This window comes from Gaetbulibacter sp. S0825 (genome assembly GCF_011777505.1).
GTDB lineage: Bacteria > Bacteroidota > Bacteroidia > Flavobacteriales > Flavobacteriaceae > Pontimicrobium.
In genome coordinates this window covers 200,553-220,548 of the sequence record NZ_JAATJT010000001.1, presented here as the reverse complement: position 1 = coordinate 220,548, position 19,996 = coordinate 200,553, and the positions used below count along the sequence as shown (strand labels likewise).

11 protein-coding genes are annotated in these 19,996 nt (G+C 31.6%); 8 read left to right on the top strand and 3 right to left on the bottom strand.

Features of this window, described 5'->3' with window-relative positions:
- Positions 1-4 precede the first annotated feature (4 nt).
- Positions 5-1,258 carry a M14 family metallopeptidase gene (locus tag HB672_RS00970; protein WP_167606289.1) on the bottom strand — a complete coding sequence of 418 codons (1,254 nt, stop codon included), beginning with the start codon at positions 1,256-1,258 and terminating at the stop codon, positions 5-7.
- A 92-nt stretch (positions 1,259-1,350) separates the two neighbouring features.
- On the opposite strand from HB672_RS00970, the gene HB672_RS00965 reads away from it, so the two are divergent.
- Both HB672_RS00965 and HB672_RS00960 read left to right on the top strand, forming a co-directional pair.
- Positions 1,351-2,832: a PLP-dependent aminotransferase family protein gene (locus HB672_RS00965; RefSeq protein WP_167606286.1), complete on the top strand. Its 1,482-nt coding sequence runs from the start codon at positions 1,351-1,353 to the stop codon at positions 2,830-2,832.
- A gap of 146 nt (positions 2,833-2,978) precedes the next feature.
- A complete protein-coding gene (locus tag HB672_RS00960) occupies positions 2,979-7,967 on the top strand; it encodes a LamG-like jellyroll fold domain-containing protein (RefSeq protein ID WP_167606283.1) in 4,989 nt (1,662 codons plus the stop codon).
- Positions 7,968-8,033: 66 nt separating this feature from the next.
- On the opposite strand, the gene HB672_RS00955 is transcribed toward HB672_RS00960, so the two are convergent.
- Positions 8,034-9,608, bottom strand: a complete 1,575-nt coding sequence (locus tag HB672_RS00955; protein ID WP_167606279.1) for a D-aminoacylase — start codon at positions 9,606-9,608, stop codon at positions 8,034-8,036.
- Between HB672_RS00955 and HB672_RS00950 the strand changes: the two genes are divergently transcribed.
- The 4 genes from HB672_RS00950 (at position 9,607) to HB672_RS00935 (ending at position 16,021) form a co-directional block, all read left to right on the top strand.
- Positions 9,607-12,594, top strand: a complete 2,988-nt coding sequence (locus HB672_RS00950) for an FAD-binding and (Fe-S)-binding domain-containing protein (protein ID WP_167606276.1) — start codon at positions 9,607-9,609, stop codon at positions 12,592-12,594. The genes HB672_RS00955 and HB672_RS00950 overlap by 2 nt on opposite strands.
- Positions 12,595-12,984: 390 nt before the next feature.
- On the top strand, positions 12,985-13,182 hold the full coding sequence (locus HB672_RS00945) for a hypothetical protein (RefSeq protein WP_167606270.1): 198 nt from the start codon (positions 12,985-12,987) through the stop codon (positions 13,180-13,182).
- A 137-nt stretch (positions 13,183-13,319) separates the two neighbouring features.
- Complete coding sequence (locus tag HB672_RS00940; protein ID WP_208864162.1) at positions 13,320-15,344, top strand: tetratricopeptide repeat-containing sensor histidine kinase; 2,025 nt, start codon at positions 13,320-13,322, stop codon at positions 15,342-15,344.
- 5 nt (positions 15,345-15,349) lie between these two features.
- A complete protein-coding gene (locus HB672_RS00935; protein WP_167606267.1) occupies positions 15,350-16,021 on the top strand; it encodes a response regulator transcription factor in 672 nt (223 codons plus the stop codon).
- Positions 16,022-16,280: 259 nt separating this feature from the next.
- Here the strand turns inward: HB672_RS00935 and HB672_RS00930 are convergent, their stop codons facing one another.
- Positions 16,281-16,778 (bottom strand): DUF456 domain-containing protein, encoded by a 498-nt coding sequence (locus tag HB672_RS00930; protein WP_167606264.1) that lies wholly within the window; start codon positions 16,776-16,778, stop codon positions 16,281-16,283.
- A 134-nt stretch (positions 16,779-16,912) separates the two neighbouring features.
- On the opposite strand from HB672_RS00930, the gene HB672_RS00925 reads away from it, so the two are divergent.
- Positions 16,913-17,272, top strand: coding sequence for a BlaI/MecI/CopY family transcriptional regulator (locus tag HB672_RS00925; RefSeq protein WP_167606260.1), 360 nt, complete (start codon positions 16,913-16,915; stop codon positions 17,270-17,272).
- 2 nt (positions 17,273-17,274) lie between these two features.
- Positions 17,275-19,932: a M56 family metallopeptidase gene (locus HB672_RS00920; RefSeq protein WP_167606257.1), complete on the top strand. Its 2,658-nt coding sequence runs from the start codon at positions 17,275-17,277 to the stop codon at positions 19,930-19,932.
- The last annotated feature ends 64 nt before the right edge of the window (positions 19,933-19,996 follow it).

The following is a 19,996-nucleotide window of genomic DNA, read 5'->3' as shown; positions in this document are numbered from 1 at the left end:
TTTCTTAATTAGTTAATAAATTCATTTTTGTATTTAATAAAATACGCATCATTTGATTGGCTGATGCTTTTCCAATTTCTTCAATATTCTTTTTTGGTGTTGTGTCTCCAATTTCATAAGTAATGCCAACAGCATTATGGCCATATAAAAACCAACCTTTAGAAACTGGTTTTGTGCTATTTCCTGCGGCTTCGTTTACTTTATAATTAGGTATATTCTCTTCTAGAGCAGTGAACCAATTACTAACAAAATTTGGTAATGAAGTCCCTTCTCTTTTTTTATTAGTGTAAAACACATCATACCAAGTAGAATGAAAGTCTAACCCTAAAACAAGTTTTGCTTTATTTTTTTTAAGTGATTTTGTAATAAAGTTAACTACTTGTTTTATTTCTGGTTGATTGTATTTAGACCAATCTCTATTTGTATCAATGCCTCCAGCATTATGCCTCCAATGACCTAAGTCGACTCCATCAGGATTCATTATAGGAAATGCAATAATATGATACTTGTCTAAAAAAGATTTAGAAAGTTTAGAATTGCTAAGAATTGTTTCTAAAAAGCTTTGAAATGCAAAATACCCTGTAACTTCTGGAGGATGCTGTCTTGTAATTAGAACTATAATGTCCTTGTTATTGGTTTCACCATTATGAATGTCTAAAGCTGGTATGTTTTTGCCCAAAGTAGTCTTGCCAATGGTTTTTAGAGTAACATATTGAGAGTTTTTGTTAGTTAAATCGGTATACCATTCCTCAACATGTGTAGACGATTGTATTTTTTGAGCAGCAACAGTAACTGGGTCTTTGCCAATATCTAGTTTGATAGTGACTAAACTGTCATTTGTAAAAACATTACTAGAATCAATAATTCGCCAATTACCTCCCTCGTTGATTTTTGAAACATACCTATGCTTATAGCCTTTAGGATATTTAAATTTAAAATAAAAAGATTTTGGGGTATTTGACCAAGTTTTAAAAGCATAATAAGGGCTATTGTTTATTGGTCCATTTTCAGGAGAAATAAAAACAGTTGCAGTTGTATCGTTTAGTTTTTCAAAACCATTAAGTCGAGCGCCGTCGAACTCATTTGAAGCAAAAACACCTAGTTCACTTATCGTATATGTTTTTTTTACTTGATTTTGAATTGGTTTAGTAGTTGTATCTACGGGTGTTTTAAAAGCCACTTTTTTCGCACCTGTACATCCTACCAATAGTAAAAGGAATATGATTAAAATAAGAAGGAATGGCGTTTGTTTTTTCAATGCTCTAATTTTTAAAAGGAAATAGTATAAAACTAGTTCTTTATTATTGTATATTATGCATACCAATTAATAAAAATTAGCGCATACCAATTTTGAACTATAACATTAGCAACATTCTAAAAAATCATGGGTACAATAGAGGGACTATTGAGAAAAGTAAATACTTTAATCTTTATAAATCTATTAAAAATGCAATTATTAGCAAAACATTAAGTGATAATTTTAAACTTCCTCCTACAAGAGTATTGGCTAAGGATTTGGAATTGTCAAGAAGTACAGTTATTAAAGCATATGAGTTATTACTATTGGAAAAGTATATAAAATCTAAACCGGGATCTGGTTATTTTATTACTTCTTCAAAAGCAAAGAAAATAAAGCATAGATTATATAATCAACTAGACAAAGGAAATTACCCTATTATATCTAGACGAGGAAACTCATTTAGACAAAACTTGCAAATTATTAATAACGAAAGTGAAAAAGGCATTGCGTTTAGACCTGGATTACCACCATTAGATATTTTTCCTGTCTCTCAATGGAAGTCTTTAACCAATAAGTATTGGAAGAATGTAAAACCTTCTCAATTATCATATTCTAATACTGTTGGGTTGAAATCACTCAGGGAAAATATTCGTTATTACTTAAAGATTAATAGAAATATTAACTGTAATTTAGATCAAATCATTATTACTACTGGCTCTCTACATTCATTGTCTTTAATTGGAGATGCATTAATTAACCCTAAAGATGAAGTAGTAATTGAAAACCCTACATACCCACATGCTTTTAGCTTATTTAGTAGCTTAAAGGCGAAAATAATAACAGCAAATTTAGATCCTCAAGGAATTAATATTAAAAGTATTAAAACTTCAAAACCTAAATTAATTTATACAACACCTTCTAATCAATATCCAACAGGCGTTAAAATGACTTTAGATAGGAGGATGGAAGTTTTAAAATGGGCTTCCAAAAAAGGAGCTTTGATTATAGAAGATGATTATAATCATGAATTTAGTAATTGGGAGAATCCAATTTCGGCTATTCATAGTCTTGATGATAATAGAGTGGTTTACCTAGGAACTTTTAATAAGTTACTGCATCCATCTGTTAGATTGGGTTATATGATAGTTCCAAAATATTTGATAGATACGGTGGTATCATTATATGAACAATCAAGTAGGTTTGTCTCTCCTTCTCAACAACAAGTGTTAAGTGAATTTATAGAAAGAGATTTTTTAAACAAGCATTTAAGAAGATTAATAGAAGTGTCAATTGAACGAAAAAAAATATTTGTAGATACTTTTAATTCCTATTTTGATAGCGAAATTTCTTTAGATAGTTTAAATCCAGGAATGCATATAACAGGATTTCTACTCAATTCAATTGATGATAAAAAACTGGCTAAACTTTTGAGAAGTAAAGATATTATAGCGCATCCATTAAGCAATTATTACCTTGGAACAAAACCTCAAAATGGGTTAGTTATGGGATATTGTTCGGTAAATAATAAAACAATTAAAGAGACTATTATAAAAATGAAAGGAGCTTATGATGATTATCGTTCTCTTTCATAATTATAAAAAATAGAATACTTTTTAATATCCTCTTATGAGATTTAATTTGTTATGATTTTTAAATTTTAAGAAAAAAATGTATCTTTATCGAGAGTTTAACACACTTAAACGATTTTTTAAGTTGTTATTCGCCCTAAATAATAAAAATGGAAAAAGCCCAAATCCCTAGCAAAATGGCTTTAAGACTATTAGTATTTATACTACTAATTGGTTCATCTGCATTTTCTCAAACTATGCAACTAGAAGTTGTTGGAGGTGCTGTTGTTACTCAAGGCTCTACAATTACTATAAATGCTGGAGCAAGCCTCGATTTTAGAATTACAAATATTGATGCTTCTAGTTGTAAAAATAATAAAAGATTAAGAATTAGAGATGTAGATATCACGAATACTACAGATTTTGATATTTCTCCAAATAACCCCAGAAAAAATATTAAACAAGTTTCTTGTAATGGTAATGGGAATAAAAATTTAGATTTTGAAATAGAAAACATAAATGCTATTTGCGGTACATCTGCAATAACAGATGTAATAATAGAAATAAGAAATCAACCAGACTTCACCTTTACTTTAGTAGTAAATTCGTCGCCTGTGATTTCAGTTTTAGGAGGGACGCCATCAGCTGATATAATTAATGGGTCAACTAATACATCTGCAGCCAATGGAACTTATTATGGTATTGTAGATGAAGGTGCTACAGTAATTAGAAATTTTATTGTAAGTAATACTGGAAGTTGTCCATTAGAAATTTCTAGCATAACAGCTAGTACTAGTGTTCCATCTAATGGGTTTTCCTTAGATGGAGTGATGTTTTCCCCGACCTTTACTCCATTGCCATACACTGCTAGTATTGATCCAGGATCTTATGCAATCTTTAGAGTTATATTTACTGGGCCTATTGCTGGTTCTGGGACGTTAACATCTACTATTAGTATATCTAACAATGACAATACAACATATACCTTTGATGTTAGTGCTGAAATGTTTGATTATAATATTCCTGGACCTGGAGGTATTACAGCAGATTTTAGACTTTGGCTTAAAGCGACAAGGGGTGTTACTAAAGATGGTAGTGATAAGGTTTCTAACTGGGCAGATATTGGAACAAATGGGAAAGATGCAGCACAGGCAACACCTGCAAATCAACCAACTTATATAGATGATGCTACTTCAAACATTAACTTTAATCCTGTTATAGAATTTGAAAACAATGGAAGTACAATAAGTCAATATCTATATAATAACGATAATGGCTTTTATAGCCAAGACATATTTATAGTGATGGAGTCTGATGTCGATGTCGCAACTTCTAACGGGATGACCATTTTTTCTGGATCCATTTCTGATATTTTAACTCCAGAAAATTATATAGATGATGCTGACGATGTTACTGGAGTTGGTTTAGGCAATTACACAACTAATTTAACTGGTGAAAGATTATGGTATAATCAAGGTTCATCTACATCAAACCCATATTATGCTTTACCAGGCTCTACAACTAGGGCATATAGTGCTGCAAGTATTATTAATGCTGGAAATAGTACAACAACAGTATCTGATGGCATGCGTATTCTATACAATAGTGTAGACGACGCTGTTACATCTACCGAAACTATAACTACTTTTGAGAATGTAGGGTCAGTTGATACAGTACCTGATCCAGATGTGGTTTTAGGAACACCTTATAATATTGGACGAAATAGAAATGCTACATTAGGGAATCTTAATGGAAGAGTCGCTGAAATTTTTACATTTGCTGAGCGTGTTTCTGATGCAGATAGACAAAAAATAGAATCCTATTTAGGAATTAAATATGGCATTACATTAGGGACTTCAACTGAAGCACAAAAGGACTATATTAATTCATTTGGAACATCCGTTTGGGATATTTCTACTAATGCAGGATATAATTATCATGTAGCAGGAATTGGTAAAGATTCAATTTCTGATTTAAACCAGAAACAGTCTAAAACAATAAACCAAATTAATGAAGTTACTATTGGATTAGGAGGTATTTTTGGAACTAATACTGCAAATACTAATGAATTTTTAGAGGATGGAGATTTCTTGGTTTGGGGAAGCAACGATGCTGCCTATACTGCAAGTGGATCTAATACAGTTACTATTACAACAGGAATCACGACATCTTTAACGAGAATTTTAAGACAATGGAAAATTGTAGAATCTAAAGATGATGTTAATGGTGATGTAGGAAATGTATTTGTGAGCATCCCTTCAGCTGCTTTTAGTGGATTTACATTAGCAACTGATGAAGAATATGCCTTAGTAGTAGCAGATTCAGATACTTTTGGAAATGCTGATATTATTGATGTTATTCCTTTGAAATCTGATGGTGGGTCCAATCTACAAACCTGGTATGATTTTGATGGTATAAAGTATTTTACATTTGGAAAAGTATCTAAATTAGCTGGTAATCGCTCAGTGACTATTACTGCCACAGATTATTTGGTAGGTGAATATGCCTTGAATTTAAATATTGATGCATTTACAATTTCTGCATGGGTAAAGAGTGTCTCTAGTGCCAATACAAGAACTATAATGGCTAAAGGCACTAAATTACAATTAAGATTAAATGCATCTGATCAAATTGAAGTGATGGTAGATAATGACATAACTCCTAGATTTACATCATCTATGGCACTAAATGACGGAAAATGGCATCAGGTTACTTTTGTATATAAAAGTGGAACAATCTTTTTATACGTCGATGGTGTTTTAGATAAATCTGAACAAAACGTAGAACCACCTACACCAAATTTTAATCGTTTTTCTGTTGGTGCTGTGTATATTGATAAGAACACAATTATTAACCCCTTTTTAGGAGAAATAGATGAGATTTATGTTTGGGACCAAGAGTTAACAGAAGTTCAAGTTCGGTACTTAATGAATCAAGAAATCGAAAAAGTAACAGGAGATTTTGTTAGTGGAAAAATAATTCCTTCAGCAAGCTCAAGTAATGAAGTTGCTACTATTCCATGGAGCAATTTAAAAGCATATTATGATTTTAATTCATTCTATGGTTCTACGGTAGAAGGTTTAACAGATGAGAGAAATTTTCTGCGTTTAAAATATTTAGATAAAGATAAGGAGTTAGCTGTTTCGCAAACAACACCATTGCCTTATGTCTCTGCAGTGAATGGTGCCTGGGATACCGCTACTACTTGGAGTAATAATACAGATCAAGTAGTGCCAAATTCATTAAGCTTGGATGGAACAACTATTATTGATTGGAATATTGTCGAAATAGGACATGACATTACTTCTGGAGACAGAGATATTTCACTTCTAGGTTTAAAACAAACAGCAGGAACACTAACAATGGCAGATCCAGGAAGCACTCAAGACGAAACTAATTTGGGTCAAGCTCTCACCATCTCACATTATTTAGAAATAGATGGTATAATAGATTTGGTTGGTGAGTCACAATTAGTTCAAGACGAAGGAAGTATTATTGATGCAGATAGTGGTGGATTTATAGAGCGAGATCAACAGGGAACAGCTAATGGATTTAATTATAACTATTGGTCTTCTTCGGTAGGTCCAATAACTGGAAATACTGGAACCAGAGGAATTGGAATTACAAGTACTAATGCTAATCAAACCATCTCTGGTGTTTTAAATGATGGTACTACGTCATCTGCTTATACAAGTTTAACATTTGATACAGCTTATACTGCTGCTGACTCTAACACACCTACAACTCCAAGAACAATTAGTACATACTGGATGTATACATTTTACGGCCCTCAAGATGATTACTATGCATGGACTTCTATTGATGAAACTTCATCATTGCTTCCAGGAGAAGGGTTCACAATGAAAGGGACTTCTGGGTCCATAACAATAGCTACAAATCAAAATTATGTATTTAAGGGCTTGCCAAATAATGGGGATATTACATTGCCACTTGATAAAAGCTCAGGTGATGTAGAACGATTGATTGGAAACCCTTACCCATCTGCGATTGATGCAGCAGATTTTATTTTAGATAACTTAAGTGTTGCTGATGGAGGTAACAATGCTGTGAATGTAATTAATGGAGCATTATATTTTTGGGATCATTTTGGTGAAGAAAACTCACACTACTTAAGAGATTACGTTGGTGGTTACGCTACTTATAATTTAACAGGAGGTACAGCAGCAATTTCTAATGATGTGTTAATTAATAACACCTCTAATGCTGGAGGCCCAGCACTAGGGACAAAAATACCAGGACAATATATTCCAGTAAACCAAGGATTTTTTGTATCTACTGCTCTTGATGGTCATTTTAACGATAATGACCCAGCTGCAGCTATAACAAATGTAGTAGGTGGCAATATCGTATTCAAGAATAGCCAACGAGTTTTTGTAACAGAACAAGATGTCGAATCTACTTTTTTAAGAACGTCAGGCAAAAAGAAATTAAAGACTATAAATAGAAGTGGTAATGAGGTTGTGGAACAATCATCAATAAGAATAATTTACGATTCACCAAAAGGCTATCATCGACAATTATTATTAGGTGTTAATAATAATGCCTCTAAAGGATTTGATTTAGGGTATGATGCATTTATGGTTGATGTTAATGAAGAGGATATGTATTGGAATATTAATAATGGCAAATTTGTAATTCAAGGTGTAGATGCCTTAAATAATGCTCAAGAATTTCCATTGGGATTGGTTGTTGCCGAAAACGGAGTGATTAGTATTAGAATTGAAGAACTTAAAAATATAGACCCAAGTATGTCGATTTATGTAAAAGATAAAGAGACAGAAGAAACCTTTAAAATTAACAATGAGGTATTTAGTTTAAACCTTGAAACTGGTGTTTATAATGATAGATTTTCTTTGGTATTCCAACAAGAAATTACAGTTGAAAGTAGTGAAACAGAAATAAATCATGGTTTATTAGCATATTACGATTCTAATGTATCAAAAATTAAAATAGTCAATACTAATAATATAGATTTAAATAATTTATCGATATACAATTTAGCTGGTCAAGAAATTTCAATCCATAATATTAATGCATCTACTAATGAGATAGCTATTAGTGTAAGTGATGGCGTTTACCTTTTAAAATTCAATTCACTTTCTCATGGAATTATTAACAAAAAAATTATAGTTAAGTAGTAATCCTAAAACTTAATTAAAGGCTTCGCTATTCTTGGTTGGTTGAATAGTGAAGCCTAATTTTTTCTAGTTCTTTCTTAAAACTTTGCCAGCTTTTATATTTTTAAATTCTTTATTATCAATAGCGATTTGGCCATTAACTAAAACGTAATGAATGCCTTCAGGGTATTGATGTGGTTTTTCAAAAGTGCCTTTATCAATAATTGTTTCAGGATTAAATATTGTTACGTCTGCTTTCATGCCTTCATTTAAAACACCTCTATCTTTTAGACCTATGTTTTTTGCTGGTAATGCAGTCATCTTATAAATGGCTTCACTTAGTGTAATGACTTTCTTTTCACGAACATAATGACCTAGCACTCTTGGAAAAGTTCCATACCATCTAGGATGAGGATGACCATCACCTGGTTTAACCAACCTGCCATCAGAAGCAACCATAGTTTGTGGGTGCTTTAATATATTTTCAACATCCCGTTCATCCATAGCGTGAAACACACAAGATGCTCCTCCATTTACTTGAGCTTCTATAACAAGGTCAGCACCATTTTCAACTGTTGGTTCTAAACCTTTTTGCTCACACCAATATTTTAAAGTTTTTCCTTCTAATTCTGGCATCCAACTTACTTTTGCAAATTGGACTCTATCTAAATCATCACCTCCACGATCATTTAAAATATTAAAAACAATGCCTGCTTTTATGCTATCTCTAAGTTTTTTGTTTGAGACTCTTTCAATAAAAGCTTTATTTCCGCCAGCTCTTGCCCATCCAGGGATTAATACAGAAATTCCTGTATAACTAGCATTGTAAGGATATTGGTCTACCATAATATTTAAACCAGCAACTCTAGCTGAATCTACAAGTGCTAAAGATTCAAGACTTCTTCCCCACATTGGTTTACCTATTACTTTGTGATGGGTAAGTACCACAGGAATATCAGCTTTATCGGAAATAATAATAGCTTCATTAACAGCATCAAATAAACCTAAGCCTTCATCTCTTAAATGTGAGGTGTAAATACCTCCTTTGGCAGAAGCTTCTTTTGACAACTCAATGACTTCCTCAACTTCAGAAAAACTACCTGGTAAATATTTTAATCCAGTAGAAATGCCAAAAGCACCTTCATCCATAGATTGAGATATTTGAGCTTTCATTTGTTCTAACTCTTCATCTGTTGGTGGTCTATTGTCCAGCTTCATAATATTTCTTCTAACAGTATTATGACCAATTAAATAGGCTACATTCATTCCAACACCCACTTGCTGTAAACTATCTAAATACTTACCAAAAGGCCAAGGGCTAGAACCATCTGGACCTCCAAGGCTTGTAGTAACACCTTGCCTAACATGGCTTTCACAATTTGATAATTCAAAAATTGGTTCTAAATGTGCATGTGCATCAATAAAACCAGGAGTAACTGCAAGACCTTTCGCATCTATGATGTGATTAGATTTAGCTTTAGATAAATCGCCAATTTTTATAATAATGTCATCTATTATACCTATATCTGTTGAAACAGCTTCGCTACCAGTGCCATCAAACACTTGTCCATTTATAATAACAATGTCGTAAGTAATGTCTTTTGCACAACTAATTACAAAAAGAGCAATAATAGAAAAAGAGAGAAGTAATTGACGATTCATGATAGTGTTTTTTAGTTTACAGAAAATTACAAAAAACCTTGCTTATATTTACATCATAATTAATTCCGTGTTGCAAATAGATAATCTAAGATATATTAAGTTAGAAGAAGAATTTTCTGGTGAACTTTATTTTGATGCCCTTCATCGCACTATTTATGCAACGGATGCATCAGCTTATAGAATGCTACCTGAAGCAGTAGCATTGCCAAAAACTATTAATGATGTAAGACTGTTAATCAACTTTGCCAAAGAAAACAATATCACACTTATTCCTAGAGCAGCTGGTACTTCTTTAGCAGGACAATGTGTTGGAAAAGGCATAGTTGTAGATGTGTCAAAATACTTCAATAAAATTCTAGACTTTAATAAGGAAGAAAAAACTATACGAGTGCAGCCTGGAGTTATTCGTGATGAACTTAACGAATTTTTAAAACCTCACGGATTATTTTTTGGACCAAATACATCTACAAGTAATCGTTGTATGATTGGAGGAATGGTTGGTAATAATTCATCAGGAACAACGTCAATTCAGTATGGAGTAACAAGAGACAAGGTCTTATCGCTTAACACTGTTTTAAGCGATGGAACTGAAGCTACATTTGGCTCTCTTTCAAAAAATGACTTTCAAGAAAAGTTGAAGCAAAACAATTTAGAGGGTAGTATTTATAACATGCTTTATGATGAGTTATCGAATAAAGACGCTCAAATAGAAATAATCAAAGAGTTTCCTAAACCTAATATTCATCGGAGAAATACAGGATACGCACTAGATACTATAATAGATTCAGAGATATTAGGTGATTCTAAAAAGCACATAAACGTAGCTAAATTGTTATGTGGAAGCGAAGGAACACTTGCTTTTACAACTGAAATTACACTTAAGTTAGATGAACTTCCTCCTAAAAATAGCGTGTTAATAGCAGCCCATTTTACAAGTGTTAATGAAAGTTTACGAGCCGTGGTTCATGCTATGAAACATAATTTGTATATGTGTGAACTCATGGATAAAACCATTTTAGATTGCACTAAAAACAACCGTAAACAACTTAAAAATAGGTTTTTTATTGAAGGCGATCCTGAAGCTATTTTAATGTTGGAGTTAAGAGCAAACAATTTAGAAAATACTGAAGCACTTGCTAATAATGTAATTGATATTTTAAAAGAACACAATTTAGGATATGCTTTTCCAATACTTTTTAATGATGATATTGATAAAGCCATTAGTTTACGAAAAGCAGGTTTAGGGTTGTTAGGAAACATTGTTGGTGATAAAAAAGCAGTGCCTTGTATTGAAGATACAGCGGTTGAAGTGGCAGACCTTCCGGACTATATTGAAGAATTTACAACAATGATGGATGAATTTGGTCAAAAGGCAGTGTATTATGCACATGCAGGAGCTGGTGAATTGCATTTGCGTCCAATTTTGAATCTAAAAAAAGGAGAAGATATAAAGCTATTTCGGCAAATTACTCACCAAACAGCACTTCTAGTTAAAAAATATGGAGGGTCATTTAGTGGTGAACATGGAGATGGTATTGTAAGAGCAGAGTTTATTCCAATAATGATTGGCGAAAAGAACTATGAGTTAGTAAAAAAAGTTAAGTCTACTTTCGATCCATATAATATTTTTAATCAAGGTAAGATTGTAAATCCGTTTCCAATGGATAAAAATCTTAGATATGAAATAGATAGAGTTGAACCAGACATAGAAACCTTAACCGATTTTACCGATAGCCTAGGAATTCTTCGAGCTGCAGAAAAATGTAATGGCTCAGGTGATTGCAGAAAGCCATCCTTTGCTGGCGGAACGATGTGTCCGAGTTACAGAGCAACTAAAAACGAGAAAGATACTACAAGGGCTCGCGCTAATGCTTTAAGAGAAGTTTTAACAACTAACCAGAAAGTCAATAAATTTGATAGTGAAGAACTTAAACAAGTTTTTGATTTATGTTTAAGTTGTAAAGCTTGTGCAAGTGAATGTCCAAGTAATGTGGATGTTGCCGCTTTAAAGGCTGAGTTTCAGTATCAATATTACAAAACGCATGGTATTCCATTTAGGACTAAATTATTTGTTTCGAATAATAAATGGAACAGGCTAGGAAGTATATTTCCAGAGGTTACTAATGCAATGTTAAATACCTCAATTGCCAAAAAAATAATGGGCGTTTCTATAGGAAGAAGTATTCCAAAGTTGTATAAAACGTCTTTTTTTAAGTGGTGCAAAAAGAATAAGGAGCAGTTTAGACAAAATGAATTTAAAAAAGGCGAACTCTATTTATTTATTGATGAGTTTACAAATTATTATGATGTTGAAGTAGGCGTAGATGCAATTACCCTATTAACTAAACTTGGTTATAAAGTCCATGTTATTAATCACCAAGAAAGTGGTAGAAGTTATATTTCAAAAGGTATTTTAGATAAAGCAAAGGATATTGCTAACAAGAATGTTAAAATTTTTAAAGACAAAATTAATGAAGATGTGCCTTTAGTTGGTATTGAGCCTTCGGCAATACTAACATTTAGGGATGAGTATTTGCGATTAGCTGATGATGAACAATCTGCGCAAAGCATTTCTAAAAACACGTTTACTATAGAAGAGTTTATTGACAAACAAATTAAACAAGGAGAAATCACATCAAGTAGTTTTAGTAAAGAGACAAAGACTATTAAAATACATGGCCATTGTCATCAAAAAGCATTAAGTAACATGTCCCATACATTTAATATGTTGTCTTTACCAGAAAACTATAAGATTACTATTATAAACTCGGGTTGTTGTGGAATGGCTGGATCGTTTGGGTATGAGAAGGAGCATTATGAGTTAAGTATGCAAATTGGTGAGGATTCTTTATTTGATAAACTTCGCCATCTAGATGGTGAAACTATTATTGTTGCATCTGGAACAAGTTGTAGGCATCAAATAAACGATGGTGTTAGTAGAGTTTCAGAACACCCAATTTCGGTATTAAAAAAGGCAATACTATAAAATCACTTTATAATGTATATATTTACAGAACAAATAATTCTGATAAACTCATAATATTTGTAGGAAAAATACCTTTCAACAGCATTTCATCGATTATTTTATACATTTCATCGTATATTTTCATACTTCGTCGTACCTGCCTCTAAATTTACAGTTCTTAAAAGCCCCAAAACAATTCCCTCTGCTTTTAAAGAAAATTTAATTAATCCTTTATAGTGCAATTTTTGTATTTAAAATTGTATTCCCTCAATTAGGCACTTAGTGTGTTTAGTATTTATTAATCCATTTTATTATCCCTCTCTGTAGTTTTAATTACAGATAGATTTTGTATTTAATTTTTAAATAATATTAATAAAATAGACGATTTATAAACCCTAAACAACAATAACTATGAAGCCCCTAAAAATTACATTATTGATAGCAGCAGTATTTTGCTTAACTATTTCTGGAACAAGTGAAGACACGAAAACAGAGTTAGATTTCTCTAAATCTCAAGTTCAAAACTATAAAGAGTTGAAAAAAGATTCGAAATTTATTGCTTCTGTTGGAAAAAAGAAAGGAAATAAGCCTGGTCAAGAAGTTTTGTAAAAATAAAAACAATAAAATTATAAAAGCCCATAGAATAAATTACTATGGGCTTTTTTTATTATTATAATTGCGACTTTTAGATTAAGTATAAGTTATTGTTTTTTAACTTAAATTTGAATGACAACAATTTATAAGGTTTGAAAAAAAATATTTTTGTATTACTATCTTTTTTTAGTGTTTTATTTCTCACAGCTCAGTCTATTGAGCAACAAGTTCAACTTGATAGTATCATTAAGTTAAGAAAACTATCAAATAACGTTGAACTCAGTTCTGATGAAAGAATTAGATTAGCAAGTTTAGCAGTCGAGCACTCCAAAAAATTATCTATCGATTCAACCCTTCTAAAAAGTAATTGGAATTTGACTGGCTTGTATTTAAATTTTGACATGAATATTCCATTTGGTGAAATAAATAAATCTAATCTGGAATTAGCAAAAAAACTAAAGGATACAACTTATATTGCACTTACTTATCAAAATTTAGGCTGGTACCATTTAACTCAGATAAAGAATGATAGCGCATATTATTATTATTATAACGCAGTAAAAATATTTGACAGAATAGGTGATGTCAGAAATAAGGGAGAAACCTTATTTAATATGGCAAATATTCAAGAAACTGAGAGAGATTATATTGGTAGTGAGAAAAATGCTATTGAAGGGCTTAAATTAATTAGATCATTACCAACTTCCGAAAGAGGCTTAATTTATACGTATGATTTATTGAATTTACTAGCTGTGATATCTGTTAGATTAGAAAATTATGATCAAGCTATTGATTATCAAACACAAGCTCTTAAAGTTGGGGAAGATATAGAGGACAATTTATGGTATTTAACTAATAGCAAAAATAATATTGGTTACTCTTTGTTACAGATTGGAAAGTATAATGAAGCACTCAAGATTTTTATTGAAATTTCTCAGAATAAAGAATTTATTGAATTAGACCCTAGCCTGTATGTTATGGCAAAGGGCAATGAAGCTTTGGCAAAAATAAAATTACAGCCAGATAATAAAAAAGAGGTTGAGAGGATTTTCTTAGAAGCATTTAAGGTAACAGATAGCTTAGATGATCCATATGGCCTTTTGCATATAGGTAATGACATAGCTGAATTTTATTTAGATAATAACAATACAGATTTAGCTGAATTTTACACAAAAAAAACCCTGAATGCCGCTAGAGAAATAAACCTAACAGAAGAGATATTAAGATCTTTAAAAATACTTTCTTTCACGGAAGAAGGGGAAAAAGGAAAAGAATATTTGTATGAGCATATAAAGCTTAATGATAGTCTTCTTAAGAATGAAAGAGCAATTAGAGATAAATTTGCTCGAATAGAATATGAAACTGACCAGTTAGAAGAAGATAATGAACAGCTTTCAAGACAGACATTGATTTTAACAATAGTAACCATAGCACTGCTTTTTAGTATAGTGTTTATTTACATAATTATTACCCAAAGAGCGAGAAATAGAAAATTACAGTTTATTCAAAAACAGCAAGAAGCAAACGAAGAGATTTATAATTTAATGTTAGCGCAACAAGACAAAATTGAAGAAGGGAGAACCCATGAGAAAAAACGAATTTCCGAAGAGTTACACGACGGTATTTTAGGTAAGCTTTTTGGTACCAGATTAAGTCTAGACAGCCTAAACTTAGTGCAAACAGAAGAAGCTGCTAAAAATAGAAGCCATTATATAGACCAACTAAAGACTATAGAAACCGAAATTAGAAAAATATCTCATGATTTAAATTCCGATTTTGTATCAGATTCAAGTTTTATAGACATCATAAAAGCATTAATAGAAACCCAAACCACAGCCTATAATTTAGAGTTTGAGTTCTCTAATGATGATACCATAGATTGGGAGGAAATGCCGAACAAAACTAAAATTCACATATACAGAATGTTACAGGAAACGATGCAAAATATTTACAAACATGCTAATGCAAGCCTTGTAAAAATTAGTTTCCAACTAAAAAATAACGTAATTTTATGTGCCATTGAAGACAATGGTTCCGGCTTTAACGTCAATAAGGCCAGAAAAGGAATAGGCTTAAAAAATATTGACTCTAGAGTTAAAGAAATAGAAGGGAAAGCCGAAATATTTTCTAAAATTGATAGTGGGACAACTATTAAAATATTTATTCCAGTCAAATAGCTATTATGGAGCAACATTTAAAAATACTAATGGTCGATGATCACCCAATGATTATTGAAGGCTACCAAATGACTTTGGTTGCTACAAAAAAACCGCATCAGCATTTAGATATAGATATTGCGCACGATTGCGATATAGCAAATGAGCTAATATTAAAGGCAGCAAAAAACGAACCTTATGATATATGCTTTTTTGATATAAGCTTACCAGCTTCAAAAGATGGTTTAATTACATCTGGAGAAGATTTAGCCAAAATAGCTAGAGTCTATTTACCAGATGCGAAAGTGATTATACTCACTATGTTTAATGAGTCTTTCAGAATTTTAAACATCATTAAAGGTATAAATCCAGAAGGTTTACTAATTAAAAGCGATTTAACGTCTAGCGAATTAGCAGAAGCATTTCAACATATATTATCTAGTCCTCCATATTATAGTAGTACGGTCAATACTTTTTTAAACACAGCTATAACAAGTGACATCTATTTAGATGAAACAAATAGAAAAATCCTTCATTTATTATCTCAAGGAATAAAAACAAAATCTCTTAAAGAGCATATAGATTTATCTATGAGCGCCATTGAAAAACGTAAAAAACACTTAAAATTATTGTTTGACGTTGAAGATGGTAAAGACGAAACTCTATTAAAAGAAGCAAGACAAAAAGGCTTTTTGTAATAAGTGCGTAAACCTATTCGCACTTAAATGTTAAAATTTACTTTTGCTGCGTAAATTTTTTTTCCTTAAACACTAGTCATTGTTGAATATTACGGTTTTACCGTAGTAAGTCTACGGTAAAACCGCAACAAATTTTTTGTACTCTTACTTATATTTGAAAAGACAACGAAGAATTAAAATTATCCCTCTAATTTATTTGTTGAATTAATAGCAATTGACACGCCTTATGACTAACTCTGTTGGTCATAAGGTTTTTGTTTTAAAACAAGTCACTTTTGTATTCCCAGACTTTCATAAAGAAGAGTCCTAAATAAATCACTGCAAAAATAAATTTTAGAAAAGTAGAGGTTAAAAACCCAAGAAAAGACCCAAAAGCAGCTTTTAATGCAACGTCTTTATCATTCTTATTGATGAGTTCTCCAATTAAAGCACCTACAAAAGCACCAATAATAATTCCAAATGGAATAGGTGAAAACAACCCAACTAGAAGCCCAATGGTAGTACCAATCATACCATACCTACTACCTCCAAACCTTTTGGTTCCCATGGCAGGAATAAAATAATCGAGTAACCAAATTATAATAGCAACTGCTAGCCATATCCCAAGAAACGTCCAATTCATAGGTATGGCATCTGTGAGGTGTAAAATTAAAAGCCCAAACCAACTGGTTAAAGGCCCTGGTAATATGGGTAAAAAACTACCTATAATGCCTAATAGCATAAATAGAGCAGCTACAAAAACTAATAATATATCCATTAATTATCTATGTCATTAATACTGAATGTATGACGAAGATACACCCTAATTGTTACATTTTTTAACTAAAAAATTAGTTCAAACTAAATATTTAGTTATATTTGTTTATTATTCAACTAAAAACTTAGTTACAAATGAAGCAATTAACAAAAGCCGAAGAAGACATTATGCAAGTGCTATGGCAATTAAAAAAGGCCAATGTAAAAGCCATTATAGATGTGCTTCCAGAACCTAAGCCAGCTTACAACACAGTATCAACAATTGTTAGAATTCTTGAAAGTAAAGGCTTTGTGGATTATGAGAAGAAAGGCAAAGGACATATATACTTTCCTCTTGTGCAACAGCAAGATTATAGCAACCAATCACTTAATAAATTGGTAGATAATTACTTTCAAGGGTCTTTTAAGAGCATGGTATCTTTCTTTGTAAAAAAGAATGATATCAATTTAAACGAGCTCGAATCGGTGTTAAAGGAAATCAATAAAAAGGAATAGTTATGATGCAGTATATTATTCAAATTGTGGCTTTTCAAATATTCTTTTTATTAGTGTACGATGTATTCTTAAAAAAGGAAACGTTTTTTAATTGGAACAGGTTTTACTTAATTGGCACATCATTATTATCCTTAATACTTCCATTTGTTAAAGTTTCAGCTTTTAAAGAAATAGTACCTAAAGATTATATTGTAAGCTTACCAGAAGTATTTATAGGAAACCAGACAGTAAGTAAAACAGCAGTAATACTACCTGAAGTTGAAATAACAAAACAAGCATTTTCTTGGAATCTCGAAACATTATTTTACGTAGGAGTTGTACTTGCTAGCCTGTTGTTCCTTTTTAAAATCATCCATATTTTTCTACTTATTTATAAAAATCCTAAGCAATGGAAAGGCAATGTGTTATTAGTAAAATTAATAAACAGTACATCGGCATTTTCATTTTTCCATTATGTGTTTTTAGGTGCTAACCTGAAAGAAGAAGAACAAAAAGTCATCATAAAGCACGAGTTAGTACATGTTACTCAAAAACATACGTTAGACCTTTTGTTTTTCGAGATACAACGTATTGTATTTTGGTTTAATCCATTAGTGTATATGTATCAAGCTCGAATACGCTCACTACACGAATTTATTGCCGACCAAGAGGCGTTAAAGACTCAAAATAAGTCGGACTATTATCAAAATTTATTAACACAGGTTTTCGACACGCAAAATGTATCTTTTATAAATGCATTTTTTAAGAAATCATTAATTAAAAAACGAATCATGATGTTATCAAAATCAAAATCAAAACAAATAGTAAAGTTTAAATATGCTTTGTTGATTCCAGTAGTATTTGTCATGTTGGTGTTTACAACAAATGCACAAACAACTTCGGTTTCAAATACAAACTTGCAAGAAGTATCTAGTGAAAACCTAAAAGAAAAGTTTTATAAAGAGCTAGTACAAAAAGAAAAAGAAGGCGTTTCACTGAAGAAAATAGCTGATGAGTGCTTACCAAATTATAATAAGTACATATATACAAAAGAAGAATATTATAAGTTCATGGCGTTTCAGAAATTTATTGATGAAGACCCTAGAAGATTGCCATTAGATGCTGTAGATGGATTGGCAGAGAAAATTCATAATGGTTTTGGAATAATTAAGGGTGACTTTGATGCTTTTTTAGCATATAAAAAAACAGAAAAAGCAAAAAAAGAATGGGAAGAAAGAGCCACACCAAATACAATTAGGATGGTAATTGATGATTATAGTAATTTAACAGATGAAGAAAGAAAAGAACATGACGAAAAGATGGAATTACTCAAAAACAATGACTTTTATGAAAAGTTAGTTATAGCATCTGAATATTTTACAGCAACTTTTTCAAGTCCAGAAAGTGATAAACAAAAAGAAGGTGAATTAAGAATGCTAAATGAGGTAGAAGTCCCTTACGCTTCAATAGAGCAACCACCAATGTTTGAAGATTGTGAAACGCTACCAGAAGAAGGCCAAAGAAAATGTACGTCTGACGCTATATCAAAACATGTTCAGAAAAATTTTAATACCAAGCTTGCTAATGATTTAGGCTTAGTAGGAAGACAAACCATTAGAGCCATGTTTAAAATAAACAAGGAAGGAAATATTGTAGATGTTATGGTGAGAGCTCCACATCCTAAACTAGAAGAAGAAACCAAAAGAGTCATTAAAAGCCTGCCAAAAATGATTCCAGGAAAACAAAAAGGTAAAACAGTAGTGGTACCTTATTCCTTACCAATTATTTTTCAAGTAGCCGACAAAACAGATGATAAACCTTCTAACAACAAAATCAAACATGAAGAAGTTCCTAATAAAAATCAAGATATTGAAGTCCCTTACTCACATATAGAACAACCACCTATGTCTAAAGAATGTAAAATGCTCAATTCTGCAGAAGAGCAAAGAAAGTGTACGTCTCAAGCTGTTCAAAAGCATGTGGTTAAAAACTTTAATACAAATTTAGCTGGAGATTTAGGCTTGTTAGGAAGACAAACAATTATAACTATGTTTAAAATAGATGAAAAAGGTAGAATTGTTAATATAAAAGCGAGAGCTCCACACCCAAAATTAGAAGAAGAAGCCATAAGAGTGATTAAAAGCCTCCCAAAAATGATTCCTGGAAAACAAAAAGGTAAAAGAGTGGTAGTGCCTTTTTCGTTGCCTATTGTTTTTGAAGTAAAAGAGAGCCCTAATGCGATTATTAGTTATTTGACAACGGAAAACTCAAATTCTAAAAAGGATGTAGAAAAACAAGACTCTAAGGAAGTACCTTTAGTAGCTCTCGATGAATCACCAATTTATCCAGGTTGTGATGTGACCTCTTCTAGCGATAAACTAAAAGAATGCTTTAAAAACAGTTTAGCTAATTTCATCTCTAAAGAATTTGGCAAAAATTTACAAAAAAATATAGACTCCGAGATAGAACCAAGACAAAAAATATTGGCTATGTTTAAGATAGACAAAACAGGATATATTGAATCTATTAGAGTTAGGGCCAAACATCCAGAATTAGAAAAAGAAGCCATAAGAGTATTAAAAGCATTGCCAAAAATGACTCCCGGAAAACACAAAGGAGTTACGGTAATTGTACCTTATTCTTTACCAATAATGTATGAGTTAGGAGAAAAGAAAAATTAGTTGGTTATAAGTTTATTTGAAAATTATTGGTGTAAATTGAAAAGCCTTAGTGTAAACTTTGGCT